The 15,467-nt window shown below is 61.6% G+C and carries 13 protein-coding genes; 3 read left to right on the top strand and 10 right to left on the bottom strand.

Annotation, left to right across the window (positions count from 1 at the left end):
* Positions 1-7: 7 nt before the first annotated feature.
* A complete protein-coding gene (gene glpD / locus O4H31_RS04435; RefSeq protein ID WP_269343219.1) occupies positions 8-1,621 on the bottom strand; it encodes a glycerol-3-phosphate dehydrogenase in 1,614 nt (537 codons plus the stop codon).
* A 196-nt stretch (positions 1,622-1,817) separates the two neighbouring features.
* On the opposite strand from glpD, the gene O4H31_RS04430 reads away from it, so the two are divergent.
* Positions 1,818-2,585: a DeoR/GlpR family DNA-binding transcription regulator gene (locus O4H31_RS04430; RefSeq protein ID WP_260012990.1), complete on the top strand. Its 768-nt coding sequence runs from the start codon at positions 1,818-1,820 to the stop codon at positions 2,583-2,585.
* Positions 2,586-2,594: 9 nt separating this feature from the next.
* Here the strand turns inward: O4H31_RS04430 and O4H31_RS04425 are convergent, their stop codons facing one another.
* The 3 genes from O4H31_RS04425 to O4H31_RS04415 all read right to left on the bottom strand — a co-directional run bounded on the left by O4H31_RS04425 (position 2,595) and on the right by O4H31_RS04415 (position 5,827).
* Positions 2,595-3,998: an alpha,alpha-trehalose-phosphate synthase (UDP-forming) gene (locus O4H31_RS04425; RefSeq protein ID WP_269343217.1), complete on the bottom strand. Its 1,404-nt coding sequence runs from the start codon at positions 3,996-3,998 to the stop codon at positions 2,595-2,597.
* Positions 3,999-4,162: 164 nt separating this feature from the next.
* A complete protein-coding gene (locus O4H31_RS04420) occupies positions 4,163-4,759 on the bottom strand; it encodes an exopolysaccharide biosynthesis protein (protein WP_269343215.1) in 597 nt (198 codons plus the stop codon).
* A 93-nt stretch (positions 4,760-4,852) separates the two neighbouring features.
* A complete protein-coding gene (locus O4H31_RS04415) occupies positions 4,853-5,827 on the bottom strand; it encodes a DNA topoisomerase IB (RefSeq protein WP_269343213.1) in 975 nt (324 codons plus the stop codon).
* A gap of 221 nt (positions 5,828-6,048) precedes the next feature.
* Between O4H31_RS04415 and otsB the strand changes: the two genes are divergently transcribed.
* On the top strand, positions 6,049-6,798 hold the full coding sequence (gene otsB / locus O4H31_RS04410) for a trehalose-phosphatase (protein WP_269343211.1): 750 nt from the start codon (positions 6,049-6,051) through the stop codon (positions 6,796-6,798).
* Between the two features lie 45 nt (positions 6,799-6,843).
* Positions 6,844-8,619, top strand: coding sequence for a glycoside hydrolase family 15 protein (locus tag O4H31_RS04405; RefSeq protein ID WP_269343209.1), 1,776 nt, complete (start codon positions 6,844-6,846; stop codon positions 8,617-8,619).
* On the opposite strand, the gene O4H31_RS04400 is transcribed toward O4H31_RS04405, so the two are convergent.
* The 6 genes from O4H31_RS04400 to O4H31_RS04375 all read right to left on the bottom strand — a co-directional run bounded on the left by O4H31_RS04400 (position 8,616) and on the right by O4H31_RS04375 (position 15,458).
* The gene (locus O4H31_RS04400; protein ID WP_269343207.1) at positions 8,616-9,218 is read right to left on the bottom strand and encodes a LysE family translocator; all 603 of its coding nucleotides are present in this window, start codon (positions 9,216-9,218) and stop codon (positions 8,616-8,618) included. The two genes, O4H31_RS04405 and O4H31_RS04400, sit on opposite strands and share 4 nt — an antisense overlap.
* Before the next feature lie 127 nt (positions 9,219-9,345).
* On the bottom strand, positions 9,346-10,890 hold the full coding sequence (locus tag O4H31_RS04395) for an indolepyruvate oxidoreductase subunit beta family protein (protein WP_269343205.1): 1,545 nt from the start codon (positions 10,888-10,890) through the stop codon (positions 9,346-9,348).
* Entirely contained in the window at positions 10,887-13,037 is a 2,151-nt protein-coding gene (locus tag O4H31_RS04390; RefSeq protein WP_269343204.1) for an indolepyruvate ferredoxin oxidoreductase subunit alpha, read from the bottom strand. The genes O4H31_RS04395 and O4H31_RS04390 overlap by 4 nt, the downstream gene beginning before the upstream one ends.
* A 9-nt stretch (positions 13,038-13,046) precedes the next feature.
* A complete protein-coding gene (locus O4H31_RS04385) occupies positions 13,047-13,526 on the bottom strand; it encodes a MarR family winged helix-turn-helix transcriptional regulator (protein ID WP_269343203.1) in 480 nt (159 codons plus the stop codon).
* 3 nt (positions 13,527-13,529) lie between these two features.
* Complete coding sequence (locus O4H31_RS04380) at positions 13,530-14,321, bottom strand: cyclase family protein (protein WP_269344133.1); 792 nt, start codon at positions 14,319-14,321, stop codon at positions 13,530-13,532.
* A gap of 174 nt (positions 14,322-14,495) precedes the next feature.
* Positions 14,496-15,458, bottom strand: coding sequence for a dihydrodipicolinate synthase family protein (locus tag O4H31_RS04375; protein WP_269343202.1), 963 nt, complete (start codon positions 15,456-15,458; stop codon positions 14,496-14,498).
* Positions 15,459-15,467 lie beyond the last annotated feature (9 nt).

Genomic DNA, 15,467 nt, shown 5'->3' with positions numbered 1-15,467 from the left:
CCTCCCCTCATTCCGCCGCAGAGGCGGCTTGTTTCGCCGCACGCATCTGCATCCATTCATCAAGACGCGCGATCTGCGCCTCATCCATTCGCAGGCCCAGCTTGCTGCGGCGCCAGACGACGTCCTCTGCGCTGAGAGCATATTCCTTGCTCATTAGCCACGCGACCTCACGCGCCGTGAGGGTCGCGCCGAAATGCTCGCCCATATCCGCGAGCGTCTTCGCCGCGCCCAGCATCGCCCATGCATCTGTACCATAGGCGCGGATCAGTCGTGCTGCCCAGCTTTCATCCAGAAAGTCGTAATCCGCATTCAGCCGCGCGATCAACTGCGCTACCCCATCCACCGGGAAATCACCGCCGGGCAGCGCCACGCCAGCGGTCCAATGTTCCGAAAGCCCGCCGAAATGCGGGGCGATCAGCTCCAGCGCGTCTTCGGCCAGTTTGCGGTATGTGGTGATCTTGCCGCCAAAGACATTGAGGATCGGCGCACCGCCGGTTTCGTCCACTTTAAGCGTATAGTCCCGCGTGGCCGCCGTGGCGCTGCTGGCCCCATCGTCATAAAGCGGGCGCACGCCGGAATAGGTCCAGACGACATCTTTGCGGGTAATGTCTTGCTTGAGGTAGCCATTCACGAAGTTGATCAGGTAATCCTGCTCTTCGGGGGTGCATTCCGGGGTGAGCGAAGGATCAGGGTGATCCGCGTCCGTGGTGCCGATCAGGGTGAAATCCTGTTCATAGGGGATCGTGAAAATGATCCGCCCATCGGTGCCTTGGAAGAAATAACATTTGTCATGATCGTAAAGCCGCTTGGTCACGATATGGCTGCCGCGCACCAGCCGCACCCCCTCGGAGGAGTTCAGCCGCGCGGTGTTGTGAATGATATCACCCACCCAGGGGCCGCCCGCGTTGACCAGCATTTTCGCTCGGATCACCTCGCGCTGACCATCCGCGCCATGCTCTACGGTGACCGCCCAGCCATCGGCGCTGCGGTCGGCAGAGACGACTTTGGTCCGGGTCATGATGCGTGCGCCGCGCAATTCCGCATCGCGGGCGTTCAGCACCACAAGGCGCGAATCTTCGATCCAGCAGTCGGAATACTCAAAGGCTTTCTCAAAGCGATCCTCCAGCGGTGCCCCTTCGGGCGTGCCGCGCAGTGACAGGCTGCGGGTGGCGGGCAGGATCTCGCGACCGCCGAGGTTGTCATAGAGAAACAGGCCCAAGCGGATCAGCCAAGCCGGGCGGCGGCCCCGCATCCAAGGCATAAACAGCCGTAGCAATTTGGAAGTCGGCGTGTCCCCCTCGAACCGCATGTCGCGGTGATATGGCAGCACGAAACGCATCGGCCAAGAGATATGCGGCATCGCCTTCAGCAGCACTTCGCGTTCGGTCAGCGCGTGGCGCACGAGGCCGATCTCAAAATACTCAAGGTAGCGCAGCCCGCCGTGGAACAGTTTGGTCGAGGCCGAAGAGGTCGCGGAGGCCAGATCATTCATCTCGGCCAAGGTCACGCTCAGACCCCGTCCTGCGGCGTCGCGCGCGATCCCGGCGCCGTTGATGCCCCCACCGATGACGAAAAGATCGACCGGGGCAGCGGGCACATGGCTATCGGGCTGTTGGTTCAAAATCCGGCCCTCCCCCTGCTCAGACTGTCCAATTAGGGGCAGTGTTACGAAACGACTCTCATCTGCACAAGAATTATTTTCGTTTATGTTCGTTTTGCGAGTATATCGAACATGCTAGCCACAACCCTCTGCGCGATTGCTTGCGTTAGTCAAGACACTGGAGATAATGCGCCAACAGCAGGCAGGAGCGACCCCCATTTCACAGACATTCCGCCATCCCGACATCCTTGAAATCGCCCGGCGCGAAGGCAAAGTTACCGTCGACGGGCTGGCCGAGCATTTCGGCGTGACCCATCAGACCATCCGCCGTGACCTTACGGAACTGGCCGATAGCGGTAAGCTTGAGCGGGTGCATGGCGGCGCGGTGCTGCCTTCGGGGGCCAGTAACATCGGCTATGCCGAGCGGCGCAACCTGCACGAAGAGGCCAAGAATCGCATCGCCCGCGCCTGTGCCGAACATATTCCCGACGGTTGTTCGGTCTTTTTGAATATCGGGACAAGTACCGAGGCCGTGGCCCGCGCTCTGCTGCATCACCGCGATCTGATGGTGGTGACGAACAACATGAACGTCGCCAATATTCTGGTCGACAATCCCGAATGCCGCATCGTGCTCACGGGCGGGGCGCTGCGCCGCATGGACGGTGGGCTGGTCGGCAATCTGACAATCGAAACGATCCGCCAATTCAAGTTCGACATCGCGGTGATCGGCTGTTCGGCCATGGATGCGGATGGTGATCTGCTCGACTTCGACATTGAAGAGGTGGGCGTCAGCCAATGTATCATCGCGCAGTCGCGCAAGACCTTTTTGGTGACGGATCATTCCAAATTCAAACGCTCCGCCCCGGCGCGCATCGCTTCGGCGCGGGAGGTGGATATGTTCTTTACCGATCTGCCCCTGCCCGCCGGGCTTGCAGAGAAATGCAAGGGCTGGGAGACTGAAGTGGTCTTTGCCCCGGATGCCTGACGCGCGCCGCTAGGCGTCCGTCCTTTCGCGCGCGGCGAGTTTGGTCACCAGTGTCGGCAGGCAGGCTTGCAACGCTTCGACAAAGTTCTGGCTCCAGCGATTCACATCCGTCGCCCGCACCTGCGCCATGCAACTGGCATGACGGCGTTTGCGTTCCTCCAGCGGCAGGGCAAGCGCGGTTTTGAGCGCCTCGCTCATGTCTTCAATGTCGTAAGGGTTGACCTGAATAGCATCCGTCAGGTCTTCGGCGGCGCCGGCCATATGCGACAGGATCAGCACGCCGGGGTCTTCGGGGTCTTGCGCCGCGACATATTCCTTGGCGACAAGGTTCATCCCATCGGCAAAGGGGGTGACGATACCCACCCGCGCACGGCGGTAAAGCCGCGCCAAGAGATCGCGATCAAGGTTGCGGTGAATATAGCGCAGCGGGGTCCAGTCGATCTCTCCATGTTCGCCGTTCACCCGGCCAACAAGCTCTTCCAATTCGTAGCGCAACTCGCGGTAAGCGGCGACCTCTTCGCGGCTTGGCGGGGCGATCTGGACCATGCTCACCCGCCGCTCACGCTCATCGCGGGTTTCCAGATAGCGGCCAAAGGCGCGGAAGCGGTTGGGCAGACCTTTGGAGTAGTCCAGCCGGTCCACCCCGATCACGATGTCCCCCGCCATATCATCTGCAAGCCGGTCCTGCGCGCTGCCGCCTTGGGCGGCCTGCACAAAGGTCTCCACATCGATCCCGATTGGGAATGACCGCAGCGCCACCGCCCGAGAGCCGCATTTGATCGTGCCGTTCATCAAGAATTCGGAGTCCGTTTCGGCGCGGAACATCTCAAGGCAGCGTGCCACGTCAGCGCGGGTTTGCAGGCCCACGAGGTCATAGTCCGCCAACCAATGCGCCAGATTGGCCTCCCGCGGGAGGGCGCCCATATCGCCCAGAGCGGGGAAGGGAATATGCAGGAAAAACCCGATCTTACCCGCAAAACCCAGCTTGCGCAGTTCTGTTGCCAGGGGAAAGAAGTGGTAGTCGTGCACCCAAATCATATCGTCCGGCCGGGCCACCTTTATCACCTGCCGCGCAAGCCGCGCGTTCACGGCGCTGTAGCCCCGCTCGAACCCCCGGTCCAACTCCACCAGATCGCCGCGACGGTGACAGACCGGCCAAAGCACCGAGTTCGAAAAACCGAGGTAGAAATTCTTGTAATCTTCGGGGCTGAGGCTGAAGCTCAGCCGGGTGTATTTGCCCTGATCGCCATATTCGCTCAGGCTCTCTGACGGGGTTTCGGTGGTTTCCGGGTGCGACCCGATCCAAATGCCGCCGATCTTGCGCAGGGTTTCGTGAAGCGCATAGACCAACCCACCGGAGGGGGCGGCCTCTGATGGGATGCGGTTTGAGATTACAATTAATCTGCCAGCCATTTTAAGCCTCGGGAACAATCAATTTTTGGCCGCCGAGCCTGCTAAGGCGGAACGCCGACCACCACTAACGGTTTAATGGTTAAGGTCGGTAAATGTTCCCAGCTTGGTCGGCTTTGGTCAATTCTTTTGCAGCCGCAGCATGGCAATCCGCCGCGATTATTTTTTCAGCGCCCAAGAAAGAACCATGCAACCCCCACGGGAAGCAAGGACATCAGAACCATCGAAAAAATCACGACCCTGCCGTCGCGCATCAGATAGCCCGCCGCAAAAATGGCGATCATGGCCGAGGCGATAGAGCCGGAAGTGGGCACGAGTTCCATGAACGGCATGAACATCGACAGGGCCATCACCATCAACAACGGCAAGTAAATCCACGGGCGGTGCAGGATGAAGGTCGACCGCTGATGCAAATATTGATCCACGAAATCCACCGGGCGGCGCAGCCAGCGGACCCCCGCGCGCAGTTTTTTCGCGGCGATGTCGCGGCGCATGATAAAGCCCGGCAGCCACAGGCTTTCGCGGCCAAAGATCATCTGCACCACCAAAAACAAGACCACCAACCCGATAAACGCCGTAAATCCGGGGATGCCGCTGGCCGGAGAGGTAGAGATCAGGCTGAAGGTCAGGATCGTCGAGGCAAATGAGTGTTTGCCCAGACAATCGATGATCTCTTCCACGGTAATTTGCCGATCCGCACCCCCGGACAGATGCTCCATCTGGTCAAGGACACCGCTGAGGGTCGGCCCACCTGTCTCGTTCATGAAATTTCAGTCCTTCTGAAGCTGGGCGATACCACTATTCATGTTAACAATGCCTGAGCGCGGTTAAAGTTCGCCCATTCCGTCAATTCAGGGTCACGCGGTGCTGCGCAAAAAGGCCAGAAGCCCCCGTTCGGCTTGGGTCATATCGTCAATATCAGGCGGGTCCGGCAGGTCTTGGGGGTTTTGGCAAAGGTCGATGACCTGCGGATGGATATAGCTGTTGCGCGCAATGGTGGGCGTGTTGTGCAGCCGTTGGGCTGCCGCTTCGGCCATGGCTTTGATGGTCGGTTTGTCGTCCTTTAGCGCCACGTCAAAGGCCGCGACAGACCCGGCCCAAGTGCGAAAGGTTTTGGCGGAGAACCCTTCGGTGCCTGCGGCCTCGGCGATATAATCATTCAGGGCCGAAGAGGTCAGCCCGCGCGGCTCCCCCTCTTCGTCGAGCCATGTCAGCAGGTCCGCGCCCGGCAGATCGCGGATTTTCTCCAGCGCGCGCATCAGGGTGCGGTTGGCGATCTGGCGGCGGACCCGCTTGCCGCCCTTCGCCATGAAGGAGGCCTGCAATTTCCCGTCTTTCAAAACCAGATGCCGCCGCTTCAAGGTCAGCGTGCCATAGGTGCGGTTGGTCTTGGCATAGACTTGATTGCCGACGCGCAGCGACAGACGGTCGATCATCGCCACGGCGGCGGCCAGTGCAAAGGCACGTTCGCCCAGCTCTTCTTTAAGGTCACGGCGCACGCGGCGGCGGATGCGCGGCAGGGTCTCGGCAAATTCGGGCAGGCTTGCGTATTTCTCCTGCGCCTGCGCCTCGGACCAGAGCGGATGATAGCGGTACTGTTTGCGCCCCCGCGCATCAAACCCCGTCGCCTGTAGATGGCCGTTAACATGAGGGCTGATCCAGACCTGCTCATAGGCTGGGGGCACCGCCAGTTTTACCAGTCGTTCGCGTTCGGCCTTGTCCTTGATGCAGCGGCCATCGGGCGCGTGATAGGAAAACCCCCGCCCACAGCGCCGCCGCGCGATGCCGGGTTTGCTGTCGGGGTAGTACCTAAGCGTGGACGGTGCGGTCATCTGAGGTTCCGAATGTGTGATGCGGGGTCTTGCAGAGGCGTGCAGATTGCCCGCCGTCTAGGCAAACGCCGCTGCATGGGCTGGGTTCCCGCCCCGCAGGACGCGCATCTTTGCGCAGTTGCAGCATAAATCCTTTGATTTCGCTGCGCTGGCGCATAGGTTTCGTGAGAATGCCCGCGCGCTGAAAACGCCAGTGCCCTGAAACGGATAGACCAGACACTATGGATAGCACCACCTTGTCGCACAGCAATCTGCCGCCCGTGATCCCGCTTGAGCGCCATGCGTTTTTCCTTGATCTCGACGGCACGCTGGCCCCGATCGTCGACAACCCCGAAGACGCCTGCCTGCCGGACGCCACGCGTCACCTGCTGACGCAACTCGTTGCGCAGACCGATGGGGCGGTGGCAGTGATCTCGGGCCGGGCGCTAGCGGATGTGGACCGTATCTTGGGCGCGCTGCGGCTGCCGGTCTCTGGCTCGCACGGGTTGGAGCTGCGGCTGAGCACCGCGGCTGATCACGCCCCAACGCAGAGCGCAGGCATCCCCGCCCCCGTGATCGACCGGGTGGAAGAATTTGCCGTGCTGCATGGGGTGACGTCAGAACGCAAGCCCGGCGCGATTGCGCTGCATTACCGCAAAGCTCCCGATCAGGGTGAAGCCTGCCGCGCCTTTGTCGATACGCTGGTCGGCGAAGACGCCAGCCTGCGCGGCCTGCATGGCAAGATGGTCAGCGAAGTCGCCCTGAAAGGTGTCGACAAGGGTGGCGCGGTAACGCGATTCATGGCCTCCCCCGCTTTTGCCGAGCGGCTGCCGGTGATGGTGGGCGATGACGTGACGGACGAAGATGGCTTTCGCGCGGCGCAAGCCATGGGTGGCTTTGGCATCAAGATCGGCCAAGGGCCAACCGACGCACAACATCGCATCGCAGATGTGGGCGGCTTTGCCGATTGGCTGAAAGAAATTTTGCGCTGATCCGGCCCGCCCGGCAGACGCATCGAGAATAGGAAAGAGGGACGTATGGATCTGGGTGTCATCGGGAACTGCGCAGTCGCGGCTTTGGTCAGTCGCGAAGGAGCGATCAACTGGTTTTGCCTGCCACGGTTTGACGGCGATCCCGTCTTTCACAGTCTGATGGGCCACGGCGCGGGCGAAGAGGGCGACGGGGAGTTTGCCGTCGAACTCGAAGACATGACGGAAAGCGAACAAAGCTATCTGCCCAATACCGCGATCCTGCGCACGGTCCTGCGCAGCGCCAAGGGCGCGGTTGAGATTGTCGATTTCTGTCCCCGTTTCACCGCCTATGGCCGCAGCTTTCGCCCCCAGATGCTGGTGCGGCAAGTGCGACGCATTGAGGGTTCGCCTCGCGTGAGGATGCGCCTGAAACCGCGCTTTCAATGGGGAGAGGTGGCCCCCACGCTTACCCGCGGGTCGAACCATGTGCGCTTTGTCGGGCCTGAGCAGAACATGCGCCTGACCACCGACGCGCCGATTGACCATGTGCTGGACGCGCGTTTGATAAATCTTGAAGGCGAGATGACATTCATCCTTGGCCCCGACGAGACGCTGTCAGACAGTGCCGAGCAGATCGGCACCACCTTTCGCACCAAAACCACCCGCTATTGGCAGCGATGGACCCAGCGTTTGGCGATCCCTTTCGAGTGGCAAGAGGCCGTCATTCGCGCCGCGATCACGCTGAAACTCTGCAGCTATGAGGCCACGGGCGGTGTCATCGCCGCAATCACCACCTCGCTGCCCGAAGCGCCGGATTCAGGGCGTAACTGGGATTACCGCTATTGCTGGGTCCGCGATGCGTTTTTCACCGTGCGCGCGCTCAACAGTCTCGCCGCGACCCGCACCTTGGAGCATTACTTCCAATGGCTAATGAATGCCGTGGCGGATGCCGAAGGCGGGCATATCCAGCCCGTGCTGGGACTGGGGCTTGAGACGGCGCTGACCGAACGTATCTCGCCCAGCTTGCAGGGGTTCCGTGGCATGGGGCCGGTGCGGATCGGCAATCAGGCGCATGAGCATTTCCAGCACGACACCTATGGCAATATCATCCTTGGCGCAGCGCCCGCGTTTTTCGACCACCGCCTGCCGATGAACACCGGGCGCACGGCCTTTGAACAGCTAGAGCCCTTGGGCGAGCAGGCGTGGGAGCTGCACGACGAACCTGATGCTGGGATTTGGGAGCTGCGCAGCCGCGCCCGCATTCACACATCTTCGTCGCTGATGTGCTGGGCTGCCTGCGACCGTTTGGGCAAGATCGCGCGCCATTTGAAATTGGACGACCGCGCCGCCCTTTGGGCCGAGCGCGCCGAGGTGATCCGCGACAAGATCCTCGACAACGCTTGGTCAGAAGAACGCGGCGCCTTTGTCGAAAGCTTTGGCGGCAGCACTTTGGATGCCAGTGTCTTGCTGATGGGCGAGGTCGGCTTCCTGCCGCCGAAAGACCCGCGGTTCATCGCCACGGTTGAGCGTCTTTCCGAAGTGCTGGGCCGTGGCCCCTTCATGCTGCGCTACGAAGAGGCGGATGATTTCGGGGTGCCCGAGGTCGGCTTTAACGTCTGCGCTTTCTGGCGGATTGATGCGCTGGCGCGGATTGGCCGCGAAGAGGAAGCCCGCAAACTGTTCGAAGAACTGTTGGAAGCCCGCAATCACCTTGGCCTTATGTCCGAAGACACCGCATTCGCCACCGGCGAGGGCTGGGGCAACTTTCCGCAGACCTATTCCATGGTCGGCATCATCAACGGCGCGATGCGCCTGTCGCGGCGGTGGGAGGCCGAGCTTTAACGCGCGAAGAGCAGCCGCAGCCCTAATAGCCCCAACACGGCCGAAGCGATGCGGTCGAAATAGACCTTCGCGCGCAGATAGCCTTGACTGACGGCGGGGCGGCTCATGCCGAAGGCTAATGCGGTGTAGAAGGCCAGTTCGATGATCAGGTGGTTGGCGCCGATTAAAAGGTTCTCGCTCAGCCGCATCCCCTCGGGGAAGATGACCACCAGAACCGCCGCGGCGAAAAGCACCGATTTGGGGTTCAGGATATTGATCATCAGCCCCTGCCGGAACGCATGGCGGGCGGGGGTCACCGTGCTTGTCACCGGCGCCCGCGCCCCGCGCCACATGCCATAGGCCACGTAGAGCAGGTAGGCTGCGCCCACGGTTTTCACGATAGCATAGGCCCATGGGAAGGCGAGGAAGACGGCCTCCAACCCCAAGAGCGCGGCGAGGGTCCAGAACGATGCCACGAGGCCAAGCCCAAGCCCCACGGCAACGCCCGCCTGCCGCCCTGAACTCAGCGTGGTTTTCAGCGCGATCAGAAAAGCCGGGCCGGGGCTGAGGATCGACGCGATGAGCGCGATGTTAAAGGTGATGAGATGCGACAGTTCCATGGCAGCGGCCCCCTTTGTGCGCCCCCAGCTATGCGGGGCTGTGGCACCCGGTCAACTGAGATTGAATGGCCCCGCCCGGTCGGCACGTTGATCCGTCCCCCAGCTGGCTAGAAAACGGGCACCGCCCCTAGACAAATGACCGCACTGTCGCGATAGCCCCGTCGAGCGCCTTTCCTTCGGCATCTTGCAACGCCGCCTCGCGCAGACGCGCGATCCATTGCGCCGCGTCCTTTCGCCCGCGCAGCAGCGCGGCGGCATCCATCACCTTATCGAACTTGCCCAGACCCCGCGCGTGGGTGTCGGAATAGCCTTTGATGAGCCGTCGGCATTTCACCAGTTCAACCGCCGAGTCGTAATCGGCCTCGACCTCCGCCAGACAGCGCGACAGCCAACTGTCGAGATGGGCGACTTCGATGGCATGGCGATGGGTTTTCAAACGATACCCTTTGAGACCGCCCAGAACGTGCAGCATGAGAAACGCAGGCAACCGATCCGTGCGCAGGCGGCGGCCCTTGTCGAACCAACGGTTCAGCCGGGTCATCCATTTTTCGCTCGCCTCAACCTTGGCGCCAAGACGCGCGGGCATCAGGCCTGCGATCTCCTCGGCGCGGGGGTGGAAGTATTCGGTCAACTGCATCAGGTTCGCATCGCCTGCGCGCATTTCTTGCCGGATATGGGTAAAACGCGGGGCGCGGGTTTTCAGGTCTGCAACGCGAATGATGTCATCATAGGCCATGGCGTTGGCAATATATTTCGCCGCTTCCGCCGAGAGCCGCCAGTCCTGCGCAGCGCTGTCGCGGGCCAGGACGGTATCGAGCCGATCCAGATAGAGCGTGCCATAGGTGCAGTCTTGGAAGTTTACCACTTTAGACAGGCCCGCGAATGCCAAATCATGCACCGCTTCGGGCAGCGCGTCGGCGCGGGTGACCAGGGCGTCCCATTGGCTTTGCAACGCCTCGGGTCCGGCGAGGCGGAAGGGAGTTTCCGGCTCGTCCATCGCGACGGGCGCGCTGGTCGGCAAACGGCCCTGCGCCGCGTCAAAGCCCACCGCAAAGGCGCGTAACGACGGCTCGACCCCCTTGCCGCCCGTGCGGATCGCGTCCTCATAGGCCTCCCGCCGGAACGGCAGCGCCCCGGACCCGGCCAAAGCGCCAAAGAGCGAAGCGGAAATGACAGAGCCTGCGCCGACGGCCAGCCCTTCCATATCCTCCAACACCAGTTTCTGCGCGGCGATTTCGGCAGCGGCGCGGACCTCATCCGCATCGGCAATGCCGTCACCCGGCGCCATCTTCTCGCTCACCGCAAGGGCGCGGTGGGTCGAGCCGATCAGCGTGGTGCGGTCTGGCGTCACGAAACCGCGCATCACCGCGCGGCCAACCTCCATCATCTCAGCCGCGATCAACACGTCGACATCGCCCGCCGCAGGGGCGAGGGCAAAGACCGGCTCCAACGCGCTTTTGCGCGCCATCTCAACATAATAGATCGTGGCCCCGGTGCGCTGCGCCACCCCCGCGACCGAGGTCGCCTGACAGACATAGCCTTCGGCCCGGGCCATGGATTCAATCCAGCCGGTCAAGACGCCGCCGCCCTGCCCGCCCACGGCCATGACCGCGAGCTTGATGATTTCACCGACCCGCGCGTCGGGTGTCTTTTGCGGCAGGACCAGATTCACGTCGTCACTCCTTCGCTGCGCAGCCGCTTGGCGTCGCGCCGTCTTTGTAGCCAAGAGATGATCTGGCTGGTTTTCTCGGCACGCCACCGCTCGAAACGGGTGGGGTTATGCACCACATCGGCCTGATAGAAGGACGGGCAGAGCACCGCCGTATCGGCCACTTCGCCGCAGTTGCCGCAGCCGACGCAGGTCTGATCGATATGCGCCACCGGATCATCGCGCAGCGGATCGTCGAGGCGTTTGAGCGACAGCGAGGGGCAGCCCGAGAGCCGGATACAAGCGTGATCCCCGGTACAAACATCCGCATCGACCCCAAAACGCGGCACCTCCATGCGGCGGCCTTCCTTGATCGCTTTGTTGCGCAAAGGCTTCTCGCGGCGCTGCTTGTTCAGCATACATTCTGAGGAAGCGACGATGACCTTCGGCCCTTTGTAATCCGTGGTCAGCGCCTCGCGCAGCACTTCGCGCAGCTTGCCCACGTCATAGGTCCGGTCGATCTGACGCACCCATTCGACGCCCACGCCCTTGAGCGCCTTGGAGATTGGGTTGTTCGTAGATTTCGTGTCGTTATGCGCCCGCGAGGACATCACGTCCTGCCCGCCCGTGGCAGCGGAATAGTAGTTGTCGACGATCACTGCCACGCTGTCGGACTTGTTGAACACCATGTTCCCGATCGAGGTCGAGAGCCCGTTGTGCCAAAAGCCGCCATCGCCAAGGATCGAAATCACGCGCCTGTCGCCACCCCCGTCAAAGGCCGCATTCGACGCGGGGCCGAGGCCATAGCCCATGGTCGAGCCGCCGATTTCAAAGGGCGGCAGGCAACCGAAAAGGTGGCAACCGATATCGCCGGTGATCTGGTGCTTGCCCAGCTCTTGCTCAGTCAGCTTCATCGCGGCAAAAATCGGGCGTTCGGGGCAGCCAGTGCAAAAACCCGGCGGGCGGATCGGCACGGTGTCTGACAGATCGGGGATCGCAGGCGCTTCGGCATTGGGAGCGCGTACCTTGCCGGGCAGCATCTCGGGCGCGGCGACTTTGAGGAAATCCGTCACCCCGTCGAGCAGCACCTGACCGGTGTACTCGCCTGCCATCGGGAGCACATCTTTGCCATGCAGCTTCACCTTACGTTCGAGTTTGTAGAGGTAGGAGCCGAGCTGCTGTTCGATATGATCCGGCTGGCCCTCTTCGACCACCAGCACGTGATCCTTACCTTTGCAGAAGTCGTCGAACTCATCGCGCAGCAGCGGATAGGTGACGTTCAGCACATAGAGCGGCACCTCGGTCTGGCCGTGGATATCCGCAAGGCCCAGCCGTTGCAGGGCACGGATGACGGAGTTGTACATGCCGCCTTGGACAACGATGCCCAATGGGGCTTCTTCCGGGCCGAAGAACTCGTTTAGCTTATTGTCCCGGATGAATTTCTCCGCCGCGGGCCAGCGGTTCTCGATCTTGTCCTTCTCATGCAGATAGGACATCGGCGGCAGCACCACACGGTTGAAATCCGAGCGCGGGTTGGCGGCCGCTTCGGCCACGGTGAGCGGCGGACGCTGGTTGTCACGGGTCTCGAAACTGCCGGTCACATGGCAGGACCGGATGCGCACCATGAGCATCACGGGGGTGTTGCTGGCCTCCGAAAGTTCAAACCCGTCTTTCACCGCTTTGGTAATGCAAGGCAGGTTCGGGCGCGGGTCGAGCATCCAGAACTGCGATTTCATGGCAAAGCCGTGGCTGCGTTCCTGCATGATCGACGAGCCTTCGCCGTAGTCCTCGCCCACGATCACCAGCGCGCCACCGGTGACGCCCGAAGAACTGAGGTTGGCCAGCGCATCAGAAGCCACGTTAACCCCCACCGGCCCCTTAAAAGTCACCGCCCCACGAATGGGGTAATGCACCGAAGCCGCCAGCATCGCCGCCGCTGCGGCCTCCGAAGCGTTCGCCTCGAACCGCACGCCAAGTTCGCCCATCAGCTCTTCGGCATCGGCCAACACGTCCATCAGATGCGAGATCGGCGCGCCCTGATAGCCGCCCACATAGCCGACCCCGTTCTCCAACAGCGCCTTGGTAATCGCGAGGATACCCTCACCTGTGAAGACGTCGCCATCCCCTTTGCGCAGGTGTTCCACCTCTGCCTTGAACGAACGTTCGGCCATCGGACCCTCTTAAAAATCGTGTTTTCGGATGTTGCCCAGCATGGTGCGCAGTGTGGCGACAAAGGCCTCTTTCTCGGCCGCGCCGATGCCTTTGAACATTGCGTCATAGGCCTCGGCCATATGCGGCCAAAGCCTTGCATAGGCCTCTCGGCCCTCGTCGGTCAGATAGACGCGCGTGGCACGGCTGTCGGCCGCATCGGTCTCGCGCCGCACCAACCCGTCGCGCACCAGCGCATCGAGTGCGCGGCTCAGCGTGGATTGCTGCACCACGGCATAAACGGCCAATTCGCGGATCAGGATGCCGTCGGTCACCGACAGCACGGCGAGAGAGCGCATTTGCGGCGTGGTCAGCCCAAGTGCGGCCATCTCCGCCGACAGGGCGGCGTTATACCGCCCCATGATCCGGTTCATTAAATAGGGCGCGAAATTATCGAGGCCCATCTGATCCAGCGGCGCATTCCCCGCCTCGGAAGGTGATGTATCTGCCACCGGTCAGCCCTTCGGCACCAGCGCCAGCGCCCGAATGGGGCTGCCGGTGCCGTTCTTGATCTTCAGCGGTGCCGCAATCAGGATCGCGCCCTTGGGCGGCAGCTTGTCGAGATTGGCAAGGCTGGCAAGACCGAAACAATTGTTCTTGTGCAGCAGGTTATGCGCAGGATACGGCGGCTCCATCCCGCCCGCTTGGCCCGCATCGGTGCCGATGCACTGGGTGCCCCAGCCAACGATCTTTTTGTCCATCAAGTATTCAATCGCATCGGGGGTCGGCCCGGGGCTGTGGGGGCCCGCCTCATCCGCATTGAGAAAACGCGCTTCGTCATCGACGCGGGCGTCCCAATCGGTGCGCATGACGACCCATTCGCCCTTACCGATCTCACCATATTCCGCTTCCCATTCCTTGATGCCCTTGGCGTCGAGCAGGAAGTCCGGATCTTCTTGAGATTGCTGCGAACAGTCGATCACATTCACCGGCGCAACGAGGCGCTGCACGTCAAGCGTATCGGTAAAGCCGTCGTCGTAATCCTTGCCGGTGATCCAATGGTGCGGCGCGTCGAAATGCGTGCCGGAATGCTCTCCCAGCACCATCCAGTTCCAGGCAAAGAACGGGCCATCCTCGTCATATTCGCTGATCTTGTGAATCTCGACCTTCGGTGTCGGCTTTGCAAAGTCGGCGGGCAGTTGCAGGATCGGCGTATCCGGCCCCAAAACGCCCGAACAGTCCACCACTTCGACCCCGCCAGAGGCGAGCATCGCCCCAAAATCACGCATTAAATCCGCAGCACTCATTTCAAACATTCTCCCTCAAATGGCGCACCCACTCCCGATGCGTTGGCCCCTGAAAAGATGCTAGTCAAATTTATATGCGTTTGCAATTATCTTCTTTGAAAGGGCGCAAAACAACGCAAAAGGCCCGCCGCAAATGCGACGGGCCTGCCCAGCCGGGGAAAGTTGGGAGGAGGATTAAGCGGCGTATTTCGCGACCGCGCCGCCTTGCTTGCTCCAGTCAGCATACCATGTGCGGAACAGCCGGTACTGCGCCTCGGCATAGCCGCGCTGGCTGTCGGTCAGAGCGTCGGTCTCATTAAAATGCAACGCATATTCCCCATGGCCCTCAAGCACCATCAGATGCTTATAATAAAGCACGAGGTCCGGCCCCTCATCAAAGGAAGATAGAACACCAAGCGCCGCGTCGAGTTCCTGCGCCCGCTGGCGCGCTTCGGCATCGCCCGCCGCTGCGGCTTGGCTGAGGGCCACGAGATGCAGCACTTCGCGGGGCAGCACATTGCCGATCCCGGTGATGGCCCCCGTGGCACCGCAATTGACGAAACCATGGAACACGGTGGTATCCACCCCGATCATCAGCGTGACTTCATCATCGCGGCTGGTGATGTTCTCTGCTGCATAACGCAGATCATCCGCACCGCCGAACTCTTTGAAACCCACGAGGTTCGAATGCTCGGCCCGCAGGGCAAAGAACAGATCGGCGCGGGTGGCGAAGCCGTAATAGGGGCTGTTGTAAATCACGGCAGGAAGTTCTGGCGCGGCCGACAAAACGGTTTTGAAATGATCCTTCTGCGCTACAACCGACGTGCCGCGCGACAGGATGCGGGGGATCAACATCAACCCCTTCGCGCCGACCCTTTGCGCATGGGCCGCATGTTCGGCGGCCAGCCTTGTGTTCACGGCACCTGTCCCAACAACGACCGGCACACCCGCATCAACCAAACGCTCAACGCCCTTCATCCGCTCTGCATCGGTCAGCAAAGGCCAATCGCCCATGGAGCCGCAGTAGACAACCGCGCTCATACCATCGGCGATCAGCTTTTTGCCCATGCGCACCAGCGCGTCGAAATCAGGTTTCCGGTCTGCCTTGCAGGGGGTCATCAGGGCCGGGATGCAGCCGGAAAAAATCGAAGGGGTCATTTGTCTCTC

Source organism: Sulfitobacter dubius (genome assembly GCF_027214245.1).
GTDB classification, from domain to species: domain Bacteria; phylum Pseudomonadota; class Alphaproteobacteria; order Rhodobacterales; family Rhodobacteraceae; genus Sulfitobacter; species Sulfitobacter dubius_A.
The sequence above is the reverse complement of the archived record's forward strand: the minus strand, read 5'-3'. Positions and strand labels throughout refer to the sequence as shown.

What these genes read in the sequence shown, in the direction of transcription:
- O4H31_RS04425 (WP_269343217.1), bottom strand. Translation starts at nt 3,998, where the DNA reads ATGGCTGGCAGATTAATTGTAATCTCAAACCGCATCCCATCAGAGGCC.
- O4H31_RS04420 (WP_269343215.1), bottom strand. Translation starts at nt 4,759, where the DNA reads ATGAACGAGACAGGTGGGCCGACCCTCAGCGGTGTCCTTGACCAGATG.
- O4H31_RS04415 (WP_269343213.1), bottom strand. Translation starts at nt 5,827, where the DNA reads ATGACCGCACCGTCCACGCTTAGGTACTACCCCGACAGCAAACCCGGC.
- otsB (WP_269343211.1), top strand. Translation starts at nt 6,049, where the DNA reads ATGGATAGCACCACCTTGTCGCACAGCAATCTGCCGCCCGTGATCCCG.
- O4H31_RS04405 (WP_269343209.1), top strand. Translation starts at nt 6,844, where the DNA reads ATGGATCTGGGTGTCATCGGGAACTGCGCAGTCGCGGCTTTGGTCAGT.
- O4H31_RS04400 (WP_269343207.1), bottom strand. Translation starts at nt 9,218, where the DNA reads ATGGAACTGTCGCATCTCATCACCTTTAACATCGCGCTCATCGCGTCG.
- O4H31_RS04390 (WP_269343204.1), bottom strand. Translation starts at nt 13,037, where the DNA reads ATGGCCGAACGTTCGTTCAAGGCAGAGGTGGAACACCTGCGCAAAGGG.
- O4H31_RS04380 (WP_269344133.1), bottom strand. Translation starts at nt 14,321, where the DNA reads ATGAGTGCTGCGGATTTAATGCGTGATTTTGGGGCGATGCTCGCCTCT.
- O4H31_RS04375 (WP_269343202.1), bottom strand. Translation starts at nt 15,458, where the DNA reads ATGACCCCTTCGATTTTTTCCGGCTGCATCCCGGCCCTGATGACCCCC.